Raw genomic sequence first — 16,946 nt, forward strand, 5'->3', positions numbered from 1 at the left:
AAACATCGGGGAAAAGCGCCGGATTGATGCGTTATTCTCAGGCACCGCTCTGACGCACGCGCGCCAGCAAGGCTTCAGGGCCATCGATATGCGCGGCGGCCAACACCAGCGTCTTGCCAAGCTGAATCGCATGGCGCTGGCAGGCCTGACGGGCGGCCTCATCGGCAATGGTATCAAGGTCAGCGACATGCGCCAGCCCGATGGTACGGCGAATCAACTCGGTGCCGCAGTAACCGACCGTTTCCTGCCACACCTGTCGCAGAAACTGTTCAACGTAGCCATCCACCGCCAGCGCCGGGTCGCGGCTCTTTTCATGAGCCAACGCCGCAAAACGTGTAGCGAAGGTCTGCCATACCGTCACGATATCCTCCAGACGGCGTTCCCGCGCATCAACAGCTTCACGTGGCGGCAACAATCCCGGCAGCCCGCAGTAATTCAGCAGCAGGTTACCCAGCACCGTACCGACATCAAACCCTATCGGGCCGTAAAAACCGAATTCCGCATCGATCACCTTCAGACGGTTTTCCGCCACGAAAATAGAACCACTGTGGATATCGCCGTGCAACAAGGCTTCCGTCTTGCTGAGGAAAGCGTGCTTAAGCGCCGCGACGGCGCACAGCAGCGGGCGATCATCCCGTAATGCCAGCACATCGGCCAGCAGCGCCGGGTCAAACTGATTACGTTCATGTTCCCTGTACGGGTCGGTGAAGAACAGATCTTCGGTGATCTGACACAACTCCGGGTTGGTGAAGCGACTGACCGCCGCTTTTTTCTCATGGGGAGACTGGTAGAAATCGCTATGGTGGAACAACGCCTGCGCCAGATATTCACCCAGTTGTGCCGCCGCCTGCGGATAATCCTGCCCCTTCACCAGCTCACGCCGCCAGATCTCATGATCAGACAAGTCTTCTTGCACCATCACCGCCAGTACCGGGTCATGATGCAACACTGCTACCGTGTGCTGCGGGCAATGCTGTGCGTGTGCCAGCAGCGTTTCCGCTTCAATACGGGCGCGATCCAGCGTTAACGGCCAGGACTCACCGACACAGCGAACGTAGGGCAACGCCTGCTTGACGATCACCCGGCTGACGCCTTGTGTATCACGGATCTTGAACACCAGATTCAGGTTACCGTCGCCTATCTCATCGGCTGTTATCAACGACTGCGGATCCGCAACACCGCCATACTGACGGGCGTACTGCACGGCATCGTCCGCGTTAAAAGTACGGTAAAGTGACATGGCCAACCTCGTTTATCTACCTAGTGTGATGAATGTGTTTGCTTGTTATCAACGCCGAGCTTTATACCCAAAATAATTCGAGTTGCAGGAAGGCGGCAACCGAGCGACAAATTCGTCGGGAACGAATTTGACCAGCCAACGGCTGGCCTCCGGTGAGAGACAGGATGTCTCTCATTTCATCCCCAGGAGCTTACTCAAGTAAGTGACTGGGGTGAGAGAGGGCAGCCAACACACCTGCAACTTGAAGTATGAAGGGTATAGACATAAAGGCGTTTGGACGTCTATACTTCTGTAAAGCATATTGGCAGAATAAGAATTCTGATGCAATAACGCAACACGGATTTAACCACCCATGCAGACTGTTAACACCACCAGCCTCAACCTCGTTGATAATCAGTTGTGGATCCTTGACCAGCAGGCACTGCCGCAGGAAAAAATCTGGTGCCCCTGCCCGGATGTCGACGCACTGGTCGAACACATTCGCGCTCTGCGGGTACGTGGCGCACCGTTAATCGGGCTGTCCGCCAGCCTGCTGCTGGCGTTGCTGGCAGAGCAAGGTCTGTCGCGGCCGCAGTTGGCACAGGCGTTGGAAACGTTACGCGCATCCCGCCCGACCGCCGTTAACCTGATGAACAATCTGGACCGCATGAAGCAGGCACTGGCGAGTGACGATTTCGTCAACGCCATGGCGCAGGAAGCGTTACGACTGATAGAAGAAGATAAAGCGCTGTGCGAACGCATCGCGGATAACGGAGCCGGGCTGGTAAAACCGGGCAGCCGCCTGTTGACCCACTGCAATACCGGCGGGTTGGCGACGGCGGGCGTGGGGACGGCGATCGGCGTCATCCTGCGCGCTCACCAGCAAGGCAAGGTGGAGAATGTCTGGGTGGATGAAACCCGTCCGCTGTTGCAGGGCGGGCGTCTGACAGCCTGGGAACTGGGCGAGCTGGGTATCCCCTATCACCTGATTTGCGACTCGATGGCCGCGTCACTGATGGCGCAAGGCCAGGTTGATGCTATCTGGGTCGGAGCGGATCGCATCGCCGCTAACGGCGATGTCGCCAATAAAATCGGCACCTACAGCCTGGCGGTGCTGGCACACTATCACGGTATTCCGTTTTACGTCGCCGCTCCCCACACTACCCACGACCCTCACTGCCCGGATGGCAGCGCGATTCCCATCGAGCAGCGTGCCGCCAGCGAAGTCACCGGGGTAGCCGGTAGCTTCGGCCAGTGCCAGTGGGCACCGCACAACGCCCCGGTGTACAACCCGGCGTTCGATGTCACCCCCGCAGCACTGATTAGCGGCTGGGTACTGGATAGCGGTGTTGTCACCCCTGAGCAGGTTAACGCCGGTATTTTTCAGCAACCGCTGGCGGGATAAGGCGAGATAGGACGCGGGTAATAAAAGCAGCACAGAGAACAGGCCGTGCGCGGGTATATTCCGCCACGGCCTGTAACAGCATTACGCCAGTTTCGGGTACGCGTCAGCGATGGCATCGCCGGTGAACTGCGCAATCCAGCCATCCGGATTATTAAACAGGCGAATGGCGGTGAAATGCGGCTCAGAGCCCATATCAAACCAATGCGGCACCCCGGCAGGCACCGACAGTAAATCGTTCTTTTCGCACAGTATCTGGAAAATCTGGCCGTTTACGTGCAGGCAGAACAACCCAGCCCCTTCCACAAAGAAACGCACTTCATCTTCACCGTGGGTATGCTCCGACAGGAATTTGCTGCGCATCGCCTCTTTTTGCGGGTTATCGGCACGGATGCTGACCACATCCCAGCTCTGGTAGCCCTTTTCCGCCACCAGTTTATCAATCTCATGCTGATACGCCGCCAGCACCTCTTCAGAGGAAGGGGTGGCCCCTAAATCCCTGTCAGCCCGCCAGCGTTCAAACCGCACATTAATAGCACTCAGTTGTTGGGCGATAGCCTCGGCGTCGCGGCTTTGCCAGACGGGCTGATGGGCATCCGTATCACTGAAGATAGTTAAGGCACTCATGACGGTTCTCCTGTTTGGTTGCTCTGACAGGCATTCAGGTCTACCTGATCAAAACGGTTTACCTGCCGATGCTGACTTTCAACATCGGCGTCATCGCGGATCAACTGGCAGGTGTGCCAGCCCGCTTGTGCAGCCGCATCCAGTTCCTGACGAATATCGGACAAAAACAGCACCTTATCCGCGGTCAGGCCGATTGAAGCGGCGATAGTCTGATAGGACGCGACCTCTCGCTTGGCACCAACGCCGGTATCGAAATAGCCGGAAAACAGCGCGGTCAAATCCCCCGCGTCGCTATGCCCAAACAGCAGGCGCTGTGCTTCCACCGACCCGGATGAATAGACGTACAGCGCGATACCCTGTTCACGCCAGGCCTGTAATTGCGGGGCGACATCCTCATAAACATGGCCGCGAAAATCGCCGTTGTGGTAACCACTGCGCCAGATAATGCCCTGCAACAGCTTCAGCGCCGGTGATTTGCGGTCCTCATCCATAAACTGATTGAATGCGGCCAGCAGTTGCGCGGGCGAGGCTTCCGGTTGCCCCAGTTCCTGGCGCGTCAGCGTCAGCGCGGCAGCGATCTCCGGGTCATGCCCGGCCTGTGCCACCGCCTCGGCCAGACGCGCGCGGGCATACGGGAACAACACGTTGTGCACAAAGCGAATATCGCTGGTCGTGCCTTCAATATCCGTGACAATCGCCTTGATCACTTGGCCTCCAGTAAACGTCGTTGTAATTCACACTGGAACAGGAACTCTAACCCTTCCAGATGACGGCGAGCGTCTTTTACATTATGTCCCCAGCAGTACAGACCATGCCCACGCACCAGAAAACCGTAATGCAATGACGAGTTCGCATGGTGGGCGGCAACCTGCTCCGCCAGTGCCGGAATATCCTGAGAATTATCGAAAATTGGAATGGCGACCGCATCCAGATGAGTACGCTGGCCACTTAGCGACTTCTGCATTTCGTACCCCTGCAACACCAGCGCCTCGGTTTTCTCCACCCGCGACAACACCGTCGCGTTGACCGAATGGGTATGCAGCACCGCCCCTACCGTCGGGAACAAGCGATAAAGCAGCGTATGCAGCCCGGTTTCCGCCGACGGTGTGCGGCCGCTCGGTACATGGTTGGTGGCGATATCGACCAACAGGAAGTCTTCCGTGCTCAGGCTGCCTTTGTCTTTACCGGATTCGGTAATCAGGCATTGCCGCTCATCCAGACGCACGGACATATTACCGCCCGTCGCCGGGCACCAGCCTTTTTCGCCGATCCAGTGGCAGGCCGCCACCAGTGCGGCCAGTTGTGGAATTTCACTCATAACGCATCCTGTACAGGTGAAGCTGCCACCCGGTTATCTTCAGGGATAAAACCGGGTAATGAGCCTGCTTATTATATTTAGTTCTATGCCCTTTATACTTCAAGTTGCAGGTGTGTTGGCTGCGCTCGTTCACCCGAATCACTTACCTGAGTAAGCTCATCGGGATTCACTCCCTTGCCGCCTTCCCGCAACTCGAATTATTTTGGGAATAGCTTATCAAATTACGGAATTTAGCCGTTTAAACGTCCAAGCGTCTTGATTGCCAAATACTAGCATCCTGTATATAGTGGCAGCAATAACAGCCTTGCAGGAGTCCTTTTTCAGCCATGAGCGCCGCACTGATTCCAGACAGTAAACTCCCCTCTCTCGGTACCACCATTTTTACCCAGATGAGCGCCCTGGCGCAGCAACATCAGGCGATTAACCTGTCGCAAGGCTTCCCGGATTTTGACGGCCCCGACTACCTGAAACAGCGTCTGGCCTATCATGTCAGTCAGGGGGCAAACCAATACGCACCGATGACCGGCGTGGCACCGCTGCGTCAGGCGATTGCGGAAAAAACCGCCGCGCTCTACGGCTGGCAGCCGGACGCCGACAGTGAAGTCACGGTCACCGCCGGTGCTACTGAAGCGTTGTTTGCCGCCATCAGCGCGCTGGTGCGCCCCGGCGATGAAGTTGTCTGCTTTGATCCCAGTTATGACAGTTACGCCCCGGCGGTGCAGTTGGCGGGCGGGACGCTGAAGCGCATGGCGCTGCAACCACCGGCGTTTCGCGTCGACTGGGCCGCGTTTAGCGACGTACTGAACGACCGCACCCGGTTGGTGATCGTCAACACGCCGCATAATCCGTCCGCCACTGTCTGGCAGCAGGAGGACTTCCGCCAGCTCTGGCAAGCCATCGCCAGTCGCGCTATTTACGTGCTGAGCGATGAAGTGTACGAGCACATCTGCTTTGCCGCTGACGGCCACGCCAGCGTACTGGCGCACCCGGAGCTGCGGCAGCGGGCTATCGCGGTGTCCTCGTTCGGCAAAACCTACCACATGACCGGCTGGAAGGTCGGCTATTGCGTCGCCCCGGCACCGATCAGCGCCGAATTGCGGAAAGTGCATCAGTACCTGACGTTTTCCGTCAACACGCCAGCACAGCTGGCGTTGGCCGATATGTTGCAACAACAACCGCAACACTGGCGCGAACTGCCCGATTTTTATCGCGCTAAACGCGACCGGTTTGTTAACGCGCTGGCGGCCAGTCGGCTGGAGATCCTGCCCTGCGAAGGCACCTATTTCCTGCTGGCGGACTACCGGGCCATTTCCAGCCAGGATGACGTCAGTTTCTGTCGCTGGCTGACTGAGCATGTCGGCGTGGCGGCGATCCCACTGTCCGTTTTCTGTGACGCCCCCTTCCCTCACACGCTGATTCGGTTATGCTTTGCCAAACAGGAATCAACCCTGGATGCTGCTGCGGAGCGTTTATGTCAACTTTAAAGATAACCCTGCTACAACAACCGCTGGTCTGGATGGATGGCCCCGCTAACCTCAGCCATTTTGACAGCCTGTTAGGCGACATTACCGGCCGCGACCTGATTGTACTGCCAGAAATGTTCACCACCGGCTTTGCGATGGAAGCCGCTAAAAGCAGCCTGGAACAAGCGGTGGTAGAAGACTGGCTGAAACAGTGGGCACAGCGCAGCAATGCGCTGGTCGGCGGCAGCGTGGCGGTGCAGACCGGCAAGGGCGCGGTTAACCGTTTTCTGTTGGCTGACCCACAGGGCCGGGTATACCAGTACGACAAACGCCATCTGTTCCGCATGGCGGGCGAGCATGAATATTATCAGTCTGGTCAGACACGAGAAGTCGTGGAATGGCGCGGCTGGCGCATTCTGCCGCTGATCTGCTATGACCTGCGCTTTCCTGTGTGGTCCCGCAATCGTCAGGATTACGACCTGGCGCTGTACGTCGCCAACTGGCCAGCCCCGCGCGCGTTGCACTGGAAAACCCTGCTGGCGGCCCGAGCGATTGAGAATCAGGCGTATGTGGCAGGCTGCAACCGTGTCGGTACCGACGGCAACGGCCATAGTTATCAGGGCGACAGCCTGATTATCGACGCACAAGGCGCGATTCTGGCCTCAGCCCCTGAGCACCAACCTGCGCGTCTTGACGCCGAGCTGTCGCTGGAAGCGTTGCAAAGCTACCGTGAAGCCTTCCCTGCCTGGCTTGATGCCGATAAGTTCAGTGTGTAACCCACTATGCTACATTATCCCGCCCGACGGACTTGCACCGTAGGGCGGGATAAGTAACACAGAAAAGAAAACAGAACCGGCGTCGTTTCACCGTAACCAGTGTGACATACCCTTAATTCATCGCGGGATTACTCGTAACGCTCCGTGTGCCGCATTCCCCGGTCTGACGTCAGCTTAATCGCCTGCAACGGATTATCGGTAATGATATTGGTGAAACCACTCGTTAACTGTAAATCGAGCGATTCCCGTCGATCCACCGTTTCATTACCAAAATAACGGGTTTTGGTCAGATAATCCGACAGTCTGGCGCAACAGGTTGCATTGGAGCGAACGTAATAAGCACCATTACCACGCGACAAATTATATTCCGGCACCGGCACGAATGCGCCGATGGCATGTTTATAACGTTTCGCCTGTGCCACAAAGCTGGAAGTAGGGTCAGGATAATCAGGGCTCTTGTTGCCAATTTCGACCCAGGGAATATCAGGATTGTCATATGCCACCTTTAGCCACTCCTCCACCCGGCAGTGGTGTACTTCGACACTAACGTCACAATAAACATTGGTGAAATTCACCGCGATATCGTCAAGGTTTCCGGCATACACTGTCGGCACAAAATGAACGCCTGCCAGCGAACCCTCAGATCGCGGTGGATTGCTGGAATATAAAGAAGAACTGGCTTTCAATACCACCTGATTTTCCATTCCCAGGTCTTTGACTATTGAAGCACAACGCGAAACCGCCTCAGCTGTTTTTATATCAAGCACCACCAATAACTGTGGCGCTTTTACTTTTATATAGCGTAATGCTTCCAGTACGCTCAGGGGATGAAAACGAGTACCACTGAAATTCCTGTCACGCAGATAACTGTGTGACAGTTGATTATCCGTCATGGTGCGAAAATCCGGGTCCCATCCTATGGGTGGCGTTCTATCCTGAAAGATATCAAAGAGAGGAAGATGATAAATCATTCTCCCGGCATTTTGATCATGAAACAGCCACGGCGTCCCCTGAGAAGACTGTTTTACATCCAGCTCAATGGCTTCAATATTATTATTTACCGTGGCATCAATCGAACATTGCGAATTTTCAGGGCAGCCATCAGAAACCACACCGCGGTGCGCAATAATGCCCACGGTGGTTTGTCCATTGGCATAAGGATATTGAAAGGCTTCAAGAATATGTGCGGGGTTCCAGTTCTCGGCCGCCTGTACATGGCCGACCCAAAATAACAGACTGGCGACGATAACAAAAAACACGGACTGAATAGAACGCATAGTGTATTTCCTCAAGAAAAAACCGTGTTAGCTCTCTTTAACCAAGCCATCCCATGATCTAAAAATAAAAATCGTTTATTTAAAAAACTGACAACATCATGAACAGCAATGACAGCCATTCACGCCAGTCAATGTTATTGGCCAACAGGCAACAGATTCATGTCACGAAAATAATAATCAAATGATCCTATTGAGGCAGATTTATTAAAAAAATAAAAATCAATAGCATTAGTCTTATAAAATTAGAAAAGGAACACTTATTTAAAAACGAGGAAATAAAAAAAAGAATATCGATGAAATGAGATACGAATTAATGCATTTAGATACAGTTGCCCCAAACGATGAAGAATACCAAGCGATGAATGTGGAAAAAGCATTTAACCAGATGGGTGATGAACAAAACGGTGTGGCGTCAGATTGAATAATGACGAGTAAAGCAGGGCGGGACGAGCCCGCCATGCGTATATGCGGCGACGAGTGACACGCCGTCATACTGAGGGGATCGCCAGTCTCAGCGGTATCCCCACACCGTTTGCAATAGCGCCTGCAACGCCAGCGCCACATCCTCGGTCAACACCGCCTCATCGGGATGATGGCTGATACCACCCTTGCAACGCATAAACAGCATACCCACCGGCCAACGTTCAGCGATAGCGATAGCATCATGTCCGGCACCGCTTGGCAGCAACAGGTTCTCACCTTGTACCTGCATCACCGCCGCCGACAGCCGCTGTTGCAGCGTCTCATCGCAGCGGGTGGCAGCAATACGGTAGTACTCTTGCGCATCGAAGGTACACCCGCGTTGCATGGCGATGTCCTGCGCCAGCGTCAGCAGCCGTTGCAGCAGGGCATCCAGCGGCGTATCGTCCGGCCCGCGAATGTCCAGCGTCAGGCGTACCTCACCGGGAATTACATTGGCGGCACCGGGCAGGCACTGCAAGGTGCCGAAAGTCGCCACCAGATAAGGGTCGCTCTCGCGTGTCATCTGCTCTGCCTGCGTCATCCAAGCCGCCGCCGCCGCCAGGGCATCCTGACGTTGCGACATCGGCACGGTTCCCGCATGACCTGCGTGACCAGTAAACGTGCAGTTCAGCCGCCGGGCGCCGTTAATGGCCGTGACCACCCCCAACGCCAGTCCAGCCTGTTCCAGACACGGACCTTGTTCGATATGCAATTCCAGGTAGGCCAGAATATCCGTGGCCGGTCGGGCAGCCTGAGCGATAGCGTCCGGATCCAGCCCAACCTGTGTCAGCGCCTGCGCGACGGTAACGCCGTTGGCATCCGGGCGCGACAGCCAGCCATCAGGCCAGGTGCCGGTTAACCCACGACTGCCCAGCAGCGTGACATCAAAACGGGTGCCTTCTTCGTCGCCAAAGCCTACCACCTCCAGCGCTACCGGCAGTCGAATACCGTGCTGATGCAGGAATGACACCGTTTCAATCGCCGCCAGCACCCCTAACATACCGTCGTAACGCCCGGCGTTACGGACCGTATCCAGGTGTGAACCCATCAGCAGCGCCGGTGCCCCCGGTGTACTGCCTTCATAGCGACCGCAGATGTTACCCACACCGTCCTGCCACACCTGCATCCCGGCGTCACGCATCCACTCGCCGGTTTGCTGGTTGGCCTGCATATGCTGTGCCGACAGATAAACGCGGGTGAGCTGGTCAGGGGTTTCACTGATGGCCGCCAGCTGATCACAGCGCGTCATTACCCGTCGGGCGGCCGCCTGCGCATCGAAATCCGTCATCATGCCTTCCATCAGCACCTCGCTCATGTCGACGCCTGCGTGGCGTCGTACACATTCCAGGCCGCCTGCAACGCCGCCCCTTGCACAGAACGGAAACCAAGGTGGTTCAGTACCGCTTCCAGCGCGGTCAGCGTTTGCATCACACAGTCTTTGCGCGCGTTGTAACCCATGGTGCCGATACGCCAGATTTTGCCCTGCAATGGCCCGAACGACGTGCCGATTTCGATGGCGAAATCTTCCAGCAACAGCTTACGCACCTGCTCACCGTGAATACCCGACGGGATCACCACGCCCAGTACGTTACTCATTTTGTTGGCGATGTCGCCGTAGGGCTGCAACCCCATGCCTTCAATACCAGCCAGCAGCGCCTTACCGTGCAGCTGGTGACGGGCGATACAGGTATCCAGCCCCTCTTCCAGGATAATGCGGGCGCACTCACGGGCGGCGAATAGCATGCTGGTGGCTTCGGTGTGGTGGTTCAACCGCTCCGGCCCCCAGTAATCCATGATCATGCCGAGGTCGAAATAGTTGGAGTAAATCATCTCGTCGTCACCGTCCTGATGGTCGGTGGTGCGGATCCCCTGCTCTACGCATTTACGCTGGCGGATCACCGCTTCCATACGTGAGCTAAGCGTCACCGGCGAGCTGCCGGACGGGCCACCCAGGCACTTCTGCAACCCGGCAGAGACCGCATCCAGCCCCCAGGCATCGGCTTCCAACGGGTTACCGCCGAACGAGGCGGTGGCATCGGAGTAAAACAGAACATCATGGCGACGGCAGATCTCCCCGAGCTCCGCCAGCGGTTGCAGCATCGTCGTGGAGGTATCGCCTTGTACGGTGAGCAGCAGGCGGGGTTTTACCCGCTTGATGGCGTCTTCTATTTGATCGGGTGTGAATACTTCGCCCCACGGCACCTCGATGGTGTGAACATCGGCGCGGCAGCGGCGGGCAATCTCGCACAGCAAGTGGCCGAAACGGCCAAACACCGGCACCAGCACCCGGTCGCCGGGGCGGATCGCCGAGACCAGAATGGCCTCAATGCCGGCGCGGGAAGTGCCGTCCACCAGCATGGTCCAGCGGTTGTCGGTACGGAACAGTTGGCGGTACAGCGCCATCACCTGATTCATGTACCCGGTCATCGCCGGGTCATACTGCCCGACCAGTTGGCTGGCCATCGCGCGCAGTACACGCGGGTCGGCATTGATCGGGCCGGGCCCCATGAGCAAACGATGGGGCGGATTGATCTGCGCAAACAGGTCGTTAGGCATGTGATGAACTCCTGATGTCCTTGATAACATGAAAATCGTAATAGCCGATACCGCTCACGGCGCTACAGCCGTACCGAGGCGATAAACTGTTTCAGTTCGGCGGTCTGTGGGTTGGCAAACAGCGCATCGCCGCTCCCTTGTTCCCACACGGTGCCCTGATGCATAAACACCACCCGATCGCCCACTTCGCGGGCAAAATTCATCTCGTGGGTGACCAGAATCAGCGTCATGCCTTCAGCCGCCAGTTGCTCCAGCACCTTCAGCACTTCACCCACCAGCTCCGGGTCCAGCGCGGACGTAATTTCATCGCACAACAGCACTTTGGGGTTCATCGCCAACGCACGGGCGATCGCCACACGCTGCTGTTGGCCGCCGGACAAATTCGACGGGTAGTAATCGATACGTTCACCCAGCCCGACTTTCTCCAGCATCCTCACCCCCAGCTCCCGGCACTCGGCGGCGCTTTTCCCCAGCACCAGTTTGGGTGCCAGCATCACGTTTTCCAACGCGGTCATATGCGGGAACAGGTTGAAGTTCTGGAAAATCATGCCGATAGAGCGGCTGATCTCCCGCGCTTGCGAGTCACGGTCGGTGACGGTCATTCCGCCCAGTTTGATACTGCCGTCCTGATAGCCTTCCAGCCCGTTGATACAACGCAGCAGGGTGCTTTTGCCGGAACCGCTGCGGCCGATGATGGAGATAACTTCGCCCGCATCAATATCCAGATCCACCCCTTTCAGCACGTGGTTCTGGCCGTAATATTTATGAACCTGATTAATGGTGATGAGCGGCATTGAATTTCTTCTCCAGATAACGGCTGTAGTACGACAACGGATAACACAGCAGGAAATAACCCAGCGCCACCAGCCCGAACACCTTAAACGGCTGATACGTGACGTTGTTGAGCATGGTGCCGGCTTTCGTCAGGTCAACAAAACCAATAATTGACGCCAGTGCGGTGCCTTTAATCACCTGTACCGAAAACCCCACCGTCGGCGCAATGGCGATACGCATCGCCTGAGGCGCGATCACCCGGGTCAACGTCTGTGTGAAGGTCAACCCCAGACAACGACAGGCTTCCCACTGCCCTTTCGGCAACGCCTGTACGCTGCCGTGCCAGATATCCAGCAAGAACGCGCTGGTAAACAGCGTCAGCGCCAGTGAAGCCGCCGTCCACGGGCTCACATCGATACCAAACAACCCCAGCCCGAAAAACGCCAGAAACAGTTGCATCAGCAGCGGCGTGCCCTGAAACACATCGGCGTACAGCCGGGTCAGGCGCATCGGCCAGCGGCGTTTCGTCAGGCGCAGTAATAACAACGGTAACGTCACCACCGCGCCGCCAAAAAAGGCCACCAGCGACAGCAACACCGTCCAGCGCCCGGCCAGCAGCAGGTTGCGCACAATATCCCAGTCAGTAAATGTCATCATCAGCGCGCTGTCCCCAGAAAACGTCGCCCGACCAGCAACAGCAGCTGACGCATCAGCATCGACAGCACCAGATAGCAGAGCGTGGTCACCAGATACACCTCAAAACTGAGGAACGTCCGTGACTGAATTAAGTTGGCGGCAAAGGTCAGCTCTTCATACGACACCTGCGATACCACGGAGGAACCGAGCATCACGATGATGCACTGACTGACCAGCGCCGGATAAATCCGTTGCAGCGCGGGCGGCAAAATCACCCGCGTAAAGGTCTGGGTACGTGATAATCCCAGCACCCTTGCTGCTTCCCACTGGCCCTTCGGTGTCACCTGGATGCCTGCACGAATAATCTCCGTGCTGTACGCGCCCAGGTTCACCAACATCGCCAGTAGGGCGGCCTGACCGGCGGTGAGTTTGAGCCCCAACCCCGGCAGACCGAACACGATGAAAAACAGTTGCACCACAAACGGCGTGTTGCGGATCGCTTCGACGTACAGGCCCCACAGGCGGCTGACGAAGGTTGGCTTACCGCTGCGTAATGCCGCACCGCAAATACCGATGGCAATCCCGCCCAGTGTTGCCATCACCGTCAATTGCACAGTGACCCATAAACCGGCCAGTAACTCCGGCCAGTATGGCCACAGCGCCGCGAAATGAAGCTGATAAGTCATGGCGTATCCTTAGGCACCCAGATTGGCTGGCAGCGGCGCTTTCAGCCATTTTTCGGACAGGCCGTTAAGCGTGTTGTCCTTGAGCGCTTTTTCAATCAGTTCGTTGACTTTCGCTTTCAGCGCAGGCTCGTCCTTTTTCAGACCGATATAGCAAGGCGAGTCTTTCAACATGAATTTGGCGACCGGCGCTTTCTCCGGGTTCTTCTCGGCAATCGCCGCCACTACCAGGTTACCGGTAGCGATATACTGCACCTGACCGGACATATAAGCCGACAGCGTGGTGTTGTTGTCTTCGTAGCGCTTGATATCAGCGGTTTTAGGCGCGATATCGGTCAGCACCATGTCTTCCACCGCGCCACGGGTTACGCCCACGGTTTTGCCTTGTAAGGCATCCGGCGAGGTGACCGTCGTGTCTTTCGGGCCGAACACGCCCAGGAAGAACGGTGCGTAAGCGCTGCTAAAGTCGATCACTTTTTCACGTTCCGCATTTTTACCCAGGCTGGAAATCACCAGATCCACCTTGTCGGTTTGCAAATACGGCACACGGTTGGCACTGCTCACCGGCACCAGCTGCAACTTTAGTTTCATCTCACTGGCCAGATAACGGGCCATGTCGATGTCGTAACCCTGCGGCTGCAAATCGGTACCGACCGAGCCAAACGGCGGGAAATCCTGCGGCACCGCGACACGCAATACGCCGCGCTTCTGGATATCCTGCAGTTGATCCGCCATCGCTTGTCCAGCCTGAACCATCAACAGCGCTGCACCAACTACTGCCAAAACACGTTTTCCGATCTTCATTGCTGTGCCCCCGGTTAAGTTAATTTGAAACCAAAGATTCTTCAATAAAAATATTGAAACCTTTGTTGCAGATTAAAAAGCAAAATGCATGCCAGATAATCAACCGGCATGACACGGCGACACGAAGAGAGCAGCACAGGCAGACTCAGGGAATAACGGCAAGTTTCATCGTCAGGAAACGCGCCCGGCTTTCAACCTGCAGCGCACAATGACAGGGCATTAAAACGGGAATGGATTGCACCAAAATAGAACATTTGCACCAGTGGAGCGCGCAACTACCGCTGTTCCAGCTCGTCGAGTTGCAGGTAAAGATCGGCAATATCGTGGATACGTTGACGCCCTTCCGCCAGCATATGGTGCAGCAACGCGTTACTGATAAGGTTGACCAGACTCATGGCCCCGGCATAGCTGTCAAACGCCGACACGCTATCCAGCGGTGCGCTCAGCACCCAGGACGCCAGCGGCGGCAACGCGTGGACTTGCGGCTCACACAGCAGCAACACCGGAACCTGCCGGGCATGCAATTGTTGCAGCAAGGGCTGAATCAGGCGTGGACGGCGGCGGAACGCCACCACAATCACCACATCCCGCTCATCGAGGTCCGCCAGTTCTTCCGCCAGCGTCTGGCCAGGCTGCGCCAGCAACGGTACCTGCGGGCGGATTTGCAACAGTTGCTGACGCAGGTGTAATGCCACCGGGTAGCTGTTGCGCAGCCCAAGAATGCAGACACGCTGTGCCTGCTGCAACGCGGCGATGACCGCGCCAAACTGCTGCGGGTCTATCTGGTTGACCCATTGCGTCAGGTTAGCCATCTCCTGCTTGTAATGGCGCGCCAGCAACGTATTGCCCTGCACCGCGTCCCGGTTATCGGTCAACGGCATCCCGCTCTGGCGCAGGGTGCGCAGCTCGTCACGCATCTCGCGGTAACTGGGATAGCCGAGGCGGCGGAACAGACGACTGACCGTGGCCTTGGAAACGCCGCTCAGCCGCGCCAGTTCAGCGCTGTTATAGCTGATGAGGTCATCCAGATGGTCAAAGATAAACTCCGCCACACGCTGCTCCTGCGGCGACAGTTCGCTGTACTGGCTGCGCAACCGTTCATCAATCTGCTTCATGCCTGCCCTTGTCATTATCTAACATCTAAACGCTATCAGTTTGAGCGCGCCGGGTTTGAACGCATTAAGTTTGAGCGCTGTAAGTTTGAGCGCTGTAACTTTTGTTTCATCTTTTCGACGCTATGATGAACATAGCATACAACCGTCGGTCGGCAGCAAGCAGAAAAGATGGAACGGCTTTTGCTTAGCATCGACCACCCTACTGTCCACCAAGAGCCTTACCCTCATGATGCAAAGTAATATTGCCCCATCGGGCATGGCGGTCACACCGCATCATCTTGCCAGCGCCAGCGCACAACGCGTGTTACGCGCAGGAGGCAATGCCATCGAAGCGATGGTGGCCGCCGCCGCCGCTATTGCCGTGGTGTATCCCCACATGAACAGCGTAGGCGGCGATGGTTTCTGGCTGATAGTGCCACCGCAAGGCCAGCCTATCGCCATTGACGCCAGTGGTGCCGCCGGTTCGCTGGCGACCCGCGCACGCTACGCCGGTGAAAGCCGCATTCCGCACCGTGGCCCCAACGCCGCGCTGACCGTCGCCGGGACGGTAGGCGGCTGGCAGGAAGCGCTGAATTACGCCGCAGAACTGGATCTGGGTGCTCCCCTGCCACTGACACAGTTACTGGACGATGCCATCCACTATGCGCGCCACGGCATCCCGGTTACCCAGTCGCAGGAAGATGCGCTCACCAGTCGCCAGCACGAACTGCGCGATTTCTCCGAATTCTGCCGGGTCTTTATGCCGCAGGGTGCGATCCCCCGTACCGGCAGCCGTTTCACCCAGCCGGATCTGGCCGATACGCTGCAACAACTGGCACAAGATGGGCTGGACAGCTTTTATCGCGGTGCGTTGGCAGCACGCATGACAAAACAGATGGCGGCGCTGGGCATGCCGGTCACGCAGGAGGATCTGGCGAATTACCGCGCCCGCCGTACCGTGCCATTGGTGTTGAAACACAGCCACGGCGAGGTCTTCAACCTCGCGCCGCCAACGCAAGGGCTGGTCTCGCTGGCGATTCTCGGCATTACCGACAGGCTGGGGATGGCCGATCTCAGCGACAGCCAGACCATTCACCGGGTGGTGGAAGCCACCAAACTGGCGTTTGGGCTACGCGATAGCTACATCACCGATCCGAAACTGATCACCCAGGATATTCAGGCCCTGCTGTCCGATAGCCACCTGAAAGCGCTTGCCGATACCGTCAACACCCGCGCCGCCGCGCCCTGGGGCGAGGGCAAAGGGCCGGGCGATACCGTCTGGATGGGTGTGTGCGATCGCCATGGGGTGTCGGTCTCGTTCATTCAGAGTATTTATCACGAATTCGGCAGCGGCATGGTGCTGCCGGGTACTGGCGTGTTGTGGCAAAACCGTGGCGCGTCTTTCAGCCTGGACCCGAACCACTTGCTGGCGCTGGAACCGGGTAAACAACCCTTTCACACGCTGAACCCGGCGGCAGCACGCCTGTCTGACGGGCGCACGATGGTTTATGGTTCGATGGGCGGTGACGGCCAGCCGCAAACACAAGCCGCATTGTTTATTCGTCATGTGATGCAAGGGATGCCGTTGCAACAGGCGATTACGGCGCCACGCTGGTTGCTGGGGCGCACCTGGGGGCAGTCGACCGATACGCTCAAGCTGGAGGATCGGTTCATGCCCGCTACCATTGATGCGTTGCGAACCCTCGGTCACGATGTGGAACTGCTTACCGGATTTAGCGAAACCGTCGGTCACGCGGGAGCCATAGTCCGCCACGTCAACGGCATGCTGGAAGGTGCCAGCGACCCGCGCAGCAACGGCAGCGCAGCCGGTTATTAATCTTTCAACCCGATGAAG

At 57.0% G+C, this 16,946-nt stretch carries 17 protein-coding genes; 5 read left to right on the forward strand and 12 right to left on the reverse strand.

Features of this window, described 5'->3' with window-relative positions:
• Window positions 1-37 precede the first annotated feature (37 nt).
• The gene (gene mtnK / locus DD586_RS16165; protein ID WP_012885891.1) at window positions 38-1,240 is read right to left on the reverse strand and encodes an S-methyl-5-thioribose kinase; all 1,203 of its coding nucleotides are present in this window, start codon (window positions 1,238-1,240) and stop codon (window positions 38-40) included.
• A 352-nt stretch (window positions 1,241-1,592) separates the two neighbouring features.
• Between mtnK and mtnA the strand changes: the two genes are divergently transcribed.
• The gene (gene mtnA, locus DD586_RS16170) at window positions 1,593-2,624 is read left to right on the forward strand and encodes an S-methyl-5-thioribose-1-phosphate isomerase (RefSeq protein WP_012885892.1); all 1,032 of its coding nucleotides are present in this window, start codon (window positions 1,593-1,595) and stop codon (window positions 2,622-2,624) included.
• 81 nt (window positions 2,625-2,705) lie between these two features.
• Here mtnA and DD586_RS16175 read toward each other — a convergent pair whose 3' ends face one another.
• Genes DD586_RS16175 through DD586_RS16185 form a run of 3 tightly spaced genes read right to left on the reverse strand, consistent with a single transcriptional unit; the run spans window position 2,706 to window position 4,566 of the window.
• Complete coding sequence (locus tag DD586_RS16175; RefSeq protein WP_012885893.1) at window positions 2,706-3,248, reverse strand: 1,2-dihydroxy-3-keto-5-methylthiopentene dioxygenase; 543 nt, start codon at window positions 3,246-3,248, stop codon at window positions 2,706-2,708.
• Entirely contained in the window at window positions 3,245-3,955 is a 711-nt protein-coding gene (gene mtnC / locus DD586_RS16180) for an acireductone synthase (protein ID WP_012885894.1), read from the reverse strand. The genes DD586_RS16175 and mtnC overlap by 4 nt, the downstream gene beginning before the upstream one ends.
• Window positions 3,952-4,566, reverse strand: coding sequence for a methylthioribulose 1-phosphate dehydratase (locus tag DD586_RS16185; protein WP_012885895.1), 615 nt, complete (start codon window positions 4,564-4,566; stop codon window positions 3,952-3,954). Before DD586_RS16185 ends, mtnC begins: the two co-directional genes overlap by 4 nt.
• 326 nt (window positions 4,567-4,892) lie before the next feature.
• On the opposite strand from DD586_RS16185, the gene DD586_RS16190 reads away from it, so the two are divergent.
• Both DD586_RS16190 and DD586_RS16195 read left to right on the forward strand, forming a co-directional pair.
• Window positions 4,893-6,050, forward strand: coding sequence for a pyridoxal phosphate-dependent aminotransferase (locus DD586_RS16190; protein WP_012885896.1), 1,158 nt, complete (start codon window positions 4,893-4,895; stop codon window positions 6,048-6,050).
• Window positions 6,038-6,805, forward strand: a complete 768-nt coding sequence (locus DD586_RS16195; protein WP_012885897.1) for an amidohydrolase — start codon at window positions 6,038-6,040, stop codon at window positions 6,803-6,805. Before DD586_RS16190 ends, DD586_RS16195 begins: the two co-directional genes overlap by 13 nt.
• Before the next feature lie 128 nt (window positions 6,806-6,933).
• Here the strand turns inward: DD586_RS16195 and DD586_RS16200 are convergent, their stop codons facing one another.
• Window positions 6,934-8,082: a glycerophosphodiester phosphodiesterase family protein gene (locus tag DD586_RS16200; protein ID WP_012885898.1), complete on the reverse strand. Its 1,149-nt coding sequence runs from the start codon at window positions 8,080-8,082 to the stop codon at window positions 6,934-6,936.
• 298 nt (window positions 8,083-8,380) lie between these two features.
• Between DD586_RS16200 and DD586_RS22395 the strand changes: the two genes are divergently transcribed.
• A complete protein-coding gene (locus DD586_RS22395; protein ID WP_264183293.1) occupies window positions 8,381-8,503 on the forward strand; it encodes a hypothetical protein in 123 nt (40 codons plus the stop codon).
• Window positions 8,504-8,593: 90 nt separating this feature from the next.
• On the opposite strand, the gene hpxK is transcribed toward DD586_RS22395, so the two are convergent.
• From hpxK to DD586_RS16235, 7 genes are all read right to left on the reverse strand, one after another.
• On the reverse strand, window positions 8,594-9,859 hold the full coding sequence (gene hpxK, locus DD586_RS16205; protein WP_041164578.1) for an allantoate amidohydrolase: 1,266 nt from the start codon (window positions 9,857-9,859) through the stop codon (window positions 8,594-8,596).
• A complete protein-coding gene (locus tag DD586_RS16210; RefSeq protein WP_012885901.1) occupies window positions 9,856-11,100 on the reverse strand; it encodes a pyridoxal-phosphate-dependent aminotransferase family protein in 1,245 nt (414 codons plus the stop codon). Before DD586_RS16210 ends, hpxK begins: the two co-directional genes overlap by 4 nt.
• Window positions 11,101-11,162: 62 nt before the next feature.
• Window positions 11,163-11,894: an amino acid ABC transporter ATP-binding protein gene (locus tag DD586_RS16215; protein WP_012885902.1), complete on the reverse strand. Its 732-nt coding sequence runs from the start codon at window positions 11,892-11,894 to the stop codon at window positions 11,163-11,165.
• Window positions 11,875-12,528 (reverse strand): amino acid ABC transporter permease, encoded by a 654-nt coding sequence (locus DD586_RS16220; RefSeq protein WP_306763233.1) that lies wholly within the window; start codon window positions 12,526-12,528, stop codon window positions 11,875-11,877. The genes DD586_RS16215 and DD586_RS16220 overlap by 20 nt, the downstream gene beginning before the upstream one ends.
• Window positions 12,529-12,530: 2 nt before the next feature.
• A complete protein-coding gene (locus DD586_RS16225) occupies window positions 12,531-13,196 on the reverse strand; it encodes an amino acid ABC transporter permease (RefSeq protein WP_012885904.1) in 666 nt (221 codons plus the stop codon).
• Between the two features lie 9 nt (window positions 13,197-13,205).
• The gene (locus DD586_RS16230; RefSeq protein WP_012885905.1) at window positions 13,206-13,997 is read right to left on the reverse strand and encodes a transporter substrate-binding domain-containing protein; all 792 of its coding nucleotides are present in this window, start codon (window positions 13,995-13,997) and stop codon (window positions 13,206-13,208) included.
• A gap of 275 nt (window positions 13,998-14,272) precedes the next feature.
• A complete protein-coding gene (locus tag DD586_RS16235) occupies window positions 14,273-15,112 on the reverse strand; it encodes a MurR/RpiR family transcriptional regulator (RefSeq protein ID WP_012885906.1) in 840 nt (279 codons plus the stop codon).
• Window positions 15,113-15,338: 226 nt separating this feature from the next.
• Between DD586_RS16235 and DD586_RS16240 the strand changes: the two genes are divergently transcribed.
• Window positions 15,339-16,928: a gamma-glutamyltransferase family protein gene (locus tag DD586_RS16240; RefSeq protein WP_012885907.1), complete on the forward strand. Its 1,590-nt coding sequence runs from the start codon at window positions 15,339-15,341 to the stop codon at window positions 16,926-16,928.
• The last annotated feature ends 18 nt before the right edge of the window (window positions 16,929-16,946 follow it).

This window comes from Dickeya parazeae Ech586 (assembly GCF_000025065.1).
Classification (GTDB): domain Bacteria; phylum Pseudomonadota; class Gammaproteobacteria; order Enterobacterales; family Enterobacteriaceae; genus Dickeya; species Dickeya zeae.